We start from the raw sequence: 8,403 nt of genomic DNA on the forward strand, positions 1-8,403 counted from the left end.
AACTGCGCGGGGGCGCGACGGCGCCCGGCGGCTGGCGCACGGTGGTGCCGCAGGCCCTGGTCGTGGCGTTCCTGGCCGGTGGCACCACCGCCTTCGTCGCCGCCGACAAGTCCGTCCGGCTGACCGTCGACGGCGTCCCCCGCACCCTGCACACCTTCGCCGACGACGTCGGCGAGCTGCTCGCCGCCGAGGGCCTCGGCGTCGGCTCCCACGACCTCGTCGCCCCCGCCCGGCACACCGGCCTCGACGACGGCGACGAGGTCGTCGTCCGCTACGGGCGCCCGCTGCGCCTGACCCTCGACGGCCAGAGCCGCCAGGCGTGGACCACCTCCCGGACCGTCGACGCCGCCCTGCGCCAGCTCGGGGTGCGGGTCGAGGGCGCGTACCTGTCGGTCCCCCGCACCACCCCCGTCCCCCGCGACGGTCTCACCCTCCACGTCCGCACCGAACGCAGCGTCACCTTCATGGCCGACGGCCGCGAGACGACCATCCGCACCAACGCCGCCACCGTCCGCGAGGCCCTGGACCAGGCCGGCATCACCCTCCAGGGCGAGGACTCCACGTCCGTGGCGCCCGACTCCTTCCCGCGCGACGGCCAGACCGTCACCGTCCTGCGCATCACCGGCACCCGCGAGGTCCGCGAGGAGCGCATCCCGTTCGAGACCGAGCGGGTCGAGGACGACACCCTCTTCGCCGGCACCGAGGTCGTCGAACAGGCCGGCCGCCCCGGGGCCCGCCGCGTCACCTACGCCCTGCGCACCGTCAACGGCGTCCGCCAGAAGCCCCGCAAGATCGCCGAGGAGACGGTGCGCGAGCCCGTCAACGCCCGCGTCCTGGTCGGCACCAAGCCGCTGCCGACCTCCGTCGCCGGCGCCGACGGCCTGAACTGGGGCGCGCTGGCCCAGTGCGAGTCCGGCGGCCGGCCCTCGGCCACCGACCCCTCGGGGACGTACGGCGGGCTGTACCAGTTCGACGTGAGCACCTGGCAGGCCCTCGGCGGCAGCGGCCGCCCGCAGGACGCCAGCGGCGAGGAGCAGACCTACCGGGCCAAGAAGCTCTACGTGCAGCGGGGGGCGAGTCCGTGGCCCCACTGCGGCCGTAGGCTTTACCGGTGAGCACCGCAGAGCAGCACGAGCAGCACGAGCAGCACGACGGCCCCGGGGGCGGCGACGCCCTCCTCGGGCCTGCCGACATCCGCGAACTGGCCGAGGCGCTCGGCGTCCGCCCGACGAAGCAGAAGGGCCAGAACTTCGTCATCGACGCCAACACGGTCCGCCGGATCGTGCGCACCGCCGACGTCCGCCCCGACGACGTCGTGGTCGAGGTCGGTCCCGGGCTCGGCTCGCTGACGCTCGCCCTGCTGGAGGCCGCCGACCGGGTCACGGCCGTCGAGATCGACGACATCCTGGCCGCCGCGCTGCCGGCGACCATCGCCGCCCGCATGCCGCGCAAGGCCGACCGCTTCGCGCTGGTCCACTCCGACGCCATGCTGGTGCAGGAGCTGCCCGGGCCGGCCCCGACCGCGCTGGTCGCGAACCTGCCGTACAACGTGGCGGTGCCCGTCCTGCTGCACATGCTCGACCGCTTCCCCACCATCGAGCGCACCCTCGTCATGGTCCAGGCGGAGGTGGCCGACCGGCTCGCCGCCCGGCCGGGCAACAAGGTCTACGGGGTCCCCTCGGTCAAGGCCAACTGGTACGCGGACGTCAAGCGGGCCGGTGCCATCGGCCGCAACGTCTTCTGGCCCGCCCCGAACGTCGACTCCGGGCTGGTCTCCCTGGTCCGCCGGGCCGAGCCGGTGAGGACCACCGCCTCCAAGGCCGAGGTCTTCACCGTGGTGGACGCCGCGTTCGCGCAGCGGCGCAAGACGCTGCGGGCCGCGCTGGCCGGCTGGGCGGGCTCGGCCGCCGCCGCCGAGGCCGCACTCGTCGCGGCCGGGATCTCGCCGCAGGCGCGGGGCGAGGCGCTGACCGTGGAGGAGTTCGCGGCGATCGCCGAGCACAAGGTGGCGGGGCCGCAGGCCGCGGAGCACGAGGGGGCCGGGCAGTGAGCGCCGCCGCCGTGACCGTACGGGCCCCCGCCAAGGTCAACGTCCAGCTCGCGGTCGGTGCCCCCCGGCCGGACGGCTTCCACCCCCTGGCCAACGTCTTCCTGGCCGTCTCGCTCCACGACGAGGTCACCGCCACCCCGGCCGGCAGCCTCACGGTGACCTGCTCCGGCCCCGACGCCGGCCAGGTCCCCCTGGACCGGACGAACCTGGCCGCCCGCGCGGCCGAGCTGCTGGCCGCCCGGCACGGGATCGCCCCGGACGTCCACCTCCACATCGCCAAGGACATCCCGGTCGCGGGCGGCATGGCCGGCGGCAGCGCCGACGGCGCCGCCGCCCTGCTGGCCTGCGACGCGCTGTGGGGCCTGAACACCCCCCGCGCCGAACTCCTCGACATCTGCGCCGAACTCGGCAGCGACGTGCCGTTCAGCCTGGTCGGCGGCGCCGCCCTGGGGACCGGGCGGGGCGAGGTGCTCACCCCGGTCGAGGCGGGCACCTTCCACTGGGTCTTCGCGGTGGCCGACGGCGGCCTGTCCACGCCCGCGGTGTTCCGCGAGTTCGACCGGCTCACCGCCGACGCCGCGCTCCCGGCCCCGCAGGCCGACCCGGCCCTGCTGGCCGCCCTGCGCTCGGGCGACCCCGACGCGCTCGCCGCGACCGTGGCCAACGACCTCCAGCCCGCCGCGCTGTCGCTGCGCCCGCAGCTGGCCGACACCCTGGCCGTGGGCACCGGCGCGGGCGCGCTGGCCGCGCTGGTCTCCGGCTCCGGGCCCACCACGGCCTTCCTCGTCCGCGACGAGGAGTCCGCGCTGAAGGTCGCCGCCGCCCTCCAGGCCTCGGCCACCTGCCGCACCACCCGCACCACCACGTCCCCCGCCCCGGGCGCCACCGTCCTGACCGCCTGAGACCGACCGCCGCGCCCGCCCGGGTCTGCGCACCCGGACGGGCCGGGCAGGTACTCAGAGGCGGTTGAGTACGTGTGCCCTGCCGGGCGGTGGCGGGGGGCCGTGAGGGTGGGGGCATGGGAAATTCCGTCGCCGCACTGGCCGCCGCCACGCCGACCGGCCGGGACCGGTACGTCGACCTGCTGCGGGTCGCGTCGCTCGGGACCGTCGTCCTCGGCCACTGGCTGATGGCCGCCGTCACCCCGCAGGGCATGGGCAACCTGCTCGCCGTCGTCCCCGCGCTCCAGCCGCTGACCTGGCTGCTCCAGGTCATGCCGGTGTTCTTCCTCGTCGGGGGCTTCTCGCACGCGCTGTCCTACCGCTCGCTCGCCCGCCGCCACCCCGACCGCTCCGTCTACGCCGCCTTCCTGCGGGCCCGCCTGCGGCGCCTGCTGCGGCCCACGCTGGTGTTCGTGCTCGTGTGGACCGCCGCCGCGGGCGCGCTCCAGCTCGCCGGGGGCGGCGGCGGGCTCACCGGCGCGGCCCTGCGGATGATCACCCAGCCGCTGTGGTTCATCGGCATCTACCTGGCGATGGTCGCCCTCACCCCGCCGCTGCTGCGCCTCCACGAGCGCCACGGCTGGGGCGCCTTCGCCGCGCTCGCGGCCGCCGCCGCGGCCGTGGACCTGCTGCGGTTCGCCGCCGGCGTCCCGTACGTGGAGTTCCTCAACTTCGCCTTCGTCTGGCTGGCCGTGCACCAGCTCGGCTTCCTGCGCGCCGACGGCCGTCTGACCCGGCCCGGACTGCTGGCCGGCCTCGGGCTCGCCGGGGCGGTGCTGCTCGTGGCGTTCGGGCCGTACCCGCTGTCCATGGTGGGGATGCCCGGCGAGAAGGTGTCCAACATGGCGCCGCCCACCCTCGCCCTGCTCGCCCACGGGATCTGGCTCACCGGGGCCGTGCAGCTGCTCGCCCGGCCCGCCGCCGGGCTGCTGCGGCGGCCGCGGGTCTGGCGGGGCGTCGTGGCCGCCAACGGGATCGCCATGACCGGCTTCCTGTGGCACCTGACCGCCATGCTCGGCGTCTACGCCGCCCAGCTCGGCCTCGGGCTCGCCCTGCCGGAGCCCGCCTCCGCCGCCTGGTGGGCGCAGGTGCCGCCGCGCCTGCTGGCCGCGCTCGCGCTGACCGGCGTACTCGTCGCCGTGTTCCGGCGGTACGAGACCCCCGGCCTCCCGCGCTCGGGGCCCGCGACCGGCCCCGCGCCCGCGACCGGCCCCGCGACGGCAACCGGCCCCGCGAGGGCAACCGGGACCGGGTCCGGGTCCGGCTCCGGCGCCGGGTCCGCGCCGCGCGCCGCGCTGGGCGCCGCGCTCTGCCTCTTCGGCGTGCTCGGGCTGTCCATGACCGGTCTCGGCGGGCTGTTCGAAGGCCGTACCGCCGTGCTCGTCGCCGTTCCCGTCACGGCTCCGGTGGCCATCGGGATGGTCCTGAGCGGCTGGTTGCTGGTCGAGCGCTGGGCCGGGTCCGGGACCGTTAGGCTGAGGGGCTGAGAGATCCCTTTCCCTGGAGCGCGTCTGATGGCCGTCAATCTGGTCAATGTCGAGGCAGTCAGCAAGGTGTACGGCACCCGCACCTTGCTCGACGGCATCTCCCTCGGCGTGTCCGAGGGGGACCGGATCGGAGTCGTCGGCCGCAACGGTGACGGCAAGACCACCCTGATCCGCATCCTCACCAAGCTGGAGGAGCCCGACACCGGCCGGGTCACCCACACCGGTGGGGCCCGCATGGGGATCCTCACCCAGCACGACTCGCTCGACCCCGCCGCGACCATCCGCCACGAGATCATCGGCGACATGGCCGACCACGAGTGGGCCGGCAACGCCAAGATCCGCGACGTCCTCACCGGCCTGTTCGGCGGCCTGGACCTGCCCGGCTTCGACCAGGGCCTGGACACCGTCATCGGCCCGCTCTCCGGCGGCGAGCGCCGCCGCATCGCGCTCGCCCGGCTGCTCATCGCCGAGCAGGACCTGCTGGTCCTGGACGAGCCCACCAACCACCTCGACGTCGAGGGCATCGCCTGGCTGGCCCGGCACCTGCAGGAGCGGCGCTCGGCGCTGGTCTGCGTCACCCACGACCGCTGGTTCCTCGACCAGGTCTGCACCCGCATGTGGGACGTGCAGCGCGGCGAGGTCCACGAGTACGAGGGCGGCTACAGCGACTACGTCTTCGCCCGCGCCGAGCGCGAGCGCATCGCGGCCACCGAGGAGGCCAAGCGGCAGAACCTGATCCGCAAGGAGCTGGCCTGGCTGCGCCGCGGCGCCCCCGCCCGTACGTCCAAGCCGCGCTTCCGGGTCGAGGCCGCCAACGAGCTGATCGCGGACGTGCCCCCGCCGCGCGACCGCAGCGAGCTGATGCGCTTCGCCAGCTCCCGGCTCGGCAAGACCGTCTTCGAGCTGGAGAACGTCTCCGTCCAGGCCGGCTCCAAGCTGCTGCTCAAGCACCTGACCTGGCAGCTCGGCCCCGGCGACCGGATCGGCCTGGTCGGCGTCAACGGCGCCGGCAAGACCTCGCTGCTGCGGGCCCTGGCCGAGGCCGCCCGTACCCAGGGCGAGTCCCAGCCCGCCGCCGGCACCGTCACCGTCGGCCGGACCGTGAAGCTCGCCTACCTCTCCCAGGAGGTCGGCGAACTCGACCCGTCCCTGCGGGTCCTGGAGGCCGTCCAGCGCGTGCGCGACCGGGTGGACCTCGGCAAGGGCCGCGAGATGACGGCCGGTCAGCTGTGCGAGACGTTCGGCTTCACCAAGGAGAAGCAGTGGACGCCGGTCGGCGACCTCTCCGGCGGTGAGCGGCGCCGGCTGCAGATCCTGCGGCTGCTGATGGACGAGCCGAACGTGCTCTTCCTCGACGAGCCCACCAACGACCTCGACATCGAGACCCTGACCCAGCTGGAGGACCTCCTCGACGGCTGGCCCGGTTCGATGATCGTCATCTCCCACGACCGGTTCTTCATCGAGCGCACCACCGACACCGTGATGGCCCTGCTCGGCGACGCCACCTTGCGGATGCTGCCGCGCGGCCTGGACGAGTACCTGGAACGCCGTCAGCGGATGGTCGAGGCGGCGGCGCCGGCGGCGCCCGCGCCCGCGGTCAAGGAGAAGTCCGCCGGTGACGCGCGGGCCGCGAAGAAGGAACTGCAGAAGATCGAGCGCCAGCTCAACAAGCTGGCCGACCGCGAGACGAACCTGCACGCCCAGATCGCCGACCACGCCACCGACTTCGAGAAGGTCGCCCGCCTCGACGCCGAGCTGCGGGAACTGCTCGCGGAGCGCGAGGACTTGGAGATGCGCTGGCTGGAGCTGGCCGAGGAGGTCTAGCCTCCCGCCCGCCGCCTCAGCGCCGCCGCGGCCGCCCCGGACGCGCGAATCCCGGTCGGTCCGACCCGATAACGACGGCGTCACAGGCCGGTCCGCCCTTGGGAACAGGGGTGCGACCGGCCTCGGTGCGTCCCGCGCCGGGTGATACAAAGGTGATCCCCCCACGCCCTGCCCCCAGTCCGCTGGGGGACCCCGGACCCGCCGAAGGTATGCGCTGATGACTGTGCCGCCCCCGCCGCCGAACCAGCCGCCCGGACCCGACGGTTACGGGCACCTTCCGGGGCCGCCGCCGCAGCCGCCGCAGGGGTACGGCCATCCGCAGGCGCCCAACCCGTACGCCCAGCCGTACCCGCAGCAGCCGCAGCCGCCCCACGCGCAGCCGCAGCAGGCCTGGGGCCCGTACCCGACGCAGCCGCAGCACCCGCAGCACCCGCAGCCTCCGCTGCCGGGCGCGCCCGGCGGTCCGGGCGGTCCGGGCGGCCCCGGCGGCCCCGGTGGCCGCTCCCGCAACAAGCTGGCCGTCGTCGTGGCCGCCGCCGTGGCCGGTGTGCTGGTGCTCGGCGCGGGCGGCTACTTCCTCCTCTCCGGCGACGACAAGGGCGGCGCGACGCCGCAGTCGCAGGGCTCCGCGCCCGCCGACGGCAAGCCCTCCGGCTCGCCCTCCGTCGACAAGGGCGACGGCAACGGCGGCGGTGGCCAGGAGATGGACCTCAACTCGGGCCGCAAGCCCGGCGAGGACAAGGTCCTGTGGGTCAAGACCAACAGCGTCGAGCTGCCCGGCGCCGGCGCCGACGCGCCCGCCCAGTGGGTCGTCGGCGACACCGTCGTCAAGGCGATGTACAAGACCGTCACCGCCTACGGCGCGGCCGACGGCAAGGAGCGCTGGACGGTCTCGTTCCCCCAGAAGATCTGCACGGCGACCGACCTCACCACCGCCGACGCCAAGACCGTCGTCGGCTTCATGAGCGGCGAGGCCGACAACGCCAAGTGCAACCAGCTCAAGGGCATCGACCTCAAGGCGGGCAAGGAGACCTGGACCAAGGAGGTCCCCGAGGAGGGGCCCTTCGACATCATGGTCTCGCCCACCCTGGCCATCGCCGGTGACACCGTGACCGTCAGCCGGATGGGCCCGACCAGCGGCTTCAAGGTCAGCACGGGCGACAAGGTGTTCGCCCGCACGGAGCAGCCCACCACCGACGGCCGCTGCGTCCCGGAGACCTACGCCGGCGGCACCAAGCTGGTCGCCGTCGCCCGCTGCGTGGACGAGTCCCAGGAGGTCCAGGGCTCCGACCCGGCCACCGGGAACACCACCTGGACCTACAAGCTCCCCAAGGAGTGGAAGGTCACCAAGGTCTACTCCGTCGACCCGGTGGTCGTCGACGTCACCAACAAGACCAAGAAGGAGCGCGCCGTCGCCGTCCTCGGACCCGACGGGAAGCTGCGCACCCAGCTCAGCGGCGACGGCAACTTCGCCGCCGAGTGCAACCTGACCCTGCTGGACCGCTCGCTGCAGAACTGCCAGGGCGCGGTCGTCGACGGCCCGGCGAACACGATGTACCTGCCCACCGACGGCCGCTCCAACGAGATCGCCGCGTTCGACCTGACCACGGGCAAGGTCAAGTGGCGCACCCCGGCCGGCCAGGGCCGCCGGCTGCTGCCGCTGAAGGCGGAGAACGGGCAGCTGTACGCGTACCTGGACGCGGAGCGGGACAAGGGCGGCGAGGTGTGGACCCTCCCGGCGGCCGGCGGCAAGCCGACCCCGGTGCTGCGCAACCCCTCGCCCCCGGCCGCGCCGGTCGAGAACGCCTTCTTCGCCCCGCAGCTGGACTACGTGGACGGACGCCTGTTCATCTCCTCCACCCGCATGCTCGGCAGCACCAAGGGCGGACAGGAGAAGCTCCTGATGGTCTTCGGCAAGTGAGTCCCGGGCAGTGAATCTTCGGCAAGTGACGAGAGGCAACAGCACCTGATGAGTACCCCGCCGCCCCCACCGAACCAGCCGCCGGCCGGCGGCTTCGGCGCGCCGCAGGATCCGCGCTCCGGCGGTTACGGCACGCCGCCGCAGCCCCCGGCCCAGCCGCCGCAGCCTCCGCAGGCCCCG

Annotated in this window: 6 protein-coding genes; all 6 read left to right on the forward strand. The window is 74.4% G+C overall.

The annotated features are described in order from the left end of the window. Positions 1-1,115, forward strand: a 1,115-nt coding sequence (locus LG632_RS28695) for a resuscitation-promoting factor (RefSeq protein WP_226730677.1), incomplete at its 5' end; no start/stop codon positions are given. Further along, complete coding sequence (gene rsmA, locus LG632_RS28700; protein ID WP_226730679.1) at positions 1,112-2,050, forward strand: 16S rRNA (adenine(1518)-N(6)/adenine(1519)-N(6))-dimethyltransferase RsmA; 939 nt, start codon at positions 1,112-1,114, stop codon at positions 2,048-2,050. The genes LG632_RS28695 and rsmA, both read left to right, overlap by 4 nt. Then, positions 2,047-2,952 carry a 4-(cytidine 5'-diphospho)-2-C-methyl-D-erythritol kinase gene (locus LG632_RS28705; RefSeq protein ID WP_226730681.1) on the forward strand — a complete coding sequence of 302 codons (906 nt, stop codon included), beginning with the start codon at positions 2,047-2,049 and terminating at the stop codon, positions 2,950-2,952. Before rsmA ends, LG632_RS28705 begins: the two co-directional genes overlap by 4 nt. Positions 2,953-3,068: 116 nt before the next feature. Further along, a complete protein-coding gene (locus tag LG632_RS28710) occupies positions 3,069-4,478 on the forward strand; it encodes an acyltransferase family protein (protein WP_226730683.1) in 1,410 nt (469 codons plus the stop codon). Positions 4,479-4,505: 27 nt separating this feature from the next. Then, a complete protein-coding gene (locus LG632_RS28715) occupies positions 4,506-6,302 on the forward strand; it encodes an ABC-F family ATP-binding cassette domain-containing protein (protein WP_226730685.1) in 1,797 nt (598 codons plus the stop codon). Between the two features lie 217 nt (positions 6,303-6,519). After that, positions 6,520-8,223 carry an outer membrane protein assembly factor BamB family protein gene (locus LG632_RS28720; protein ID WP_226730687.1) on the forward strand — a complete coding sequence of 568 codons (1,704 nt, stop codon included), beginning with the start codon at positions 6,520-6,522 and terminating at the stop codon, positions 8,221-8,223. The last annotated feature ends 180 nt before the right edge of the window (positions 8,224-8,403 follow it).

The organism is Streptomyces antimicrobicus, assembly GCF_020532625.1.
Classification (GTDB): domain Bacteria; phylum Actinomycetota; class Actinomycetes; order Streptomycetales; family Streptomycetaceae; genus Streptomyces; species Streptomyces antimicrobicus.

Bases quoted from the DNA above. Each gene is read 5' to 3' on its own strand.
- LG632_RS28720 (WP_226730687.1), top strand. From the start codon at position 6,520: ATGACTGTGCCGCCCCCGCCGCCGAACCAGCCGCCCGGACCCGACGGT.
- LG632_RS28710 (WP_226730683.1), top strand. From the start codon at position 3,069: ATGGGAAATTCCGTCGCCGCACTGGCCGCCGCCACGCCGACCGGCCGG.
- LG632_RS28715 (WP_226730685.1), top strand. From the start codon at position 4,506: ATGGCCGTCAATCTGGTCAATGTCGAGGCAGTCAGCAAGGTGTACGGC.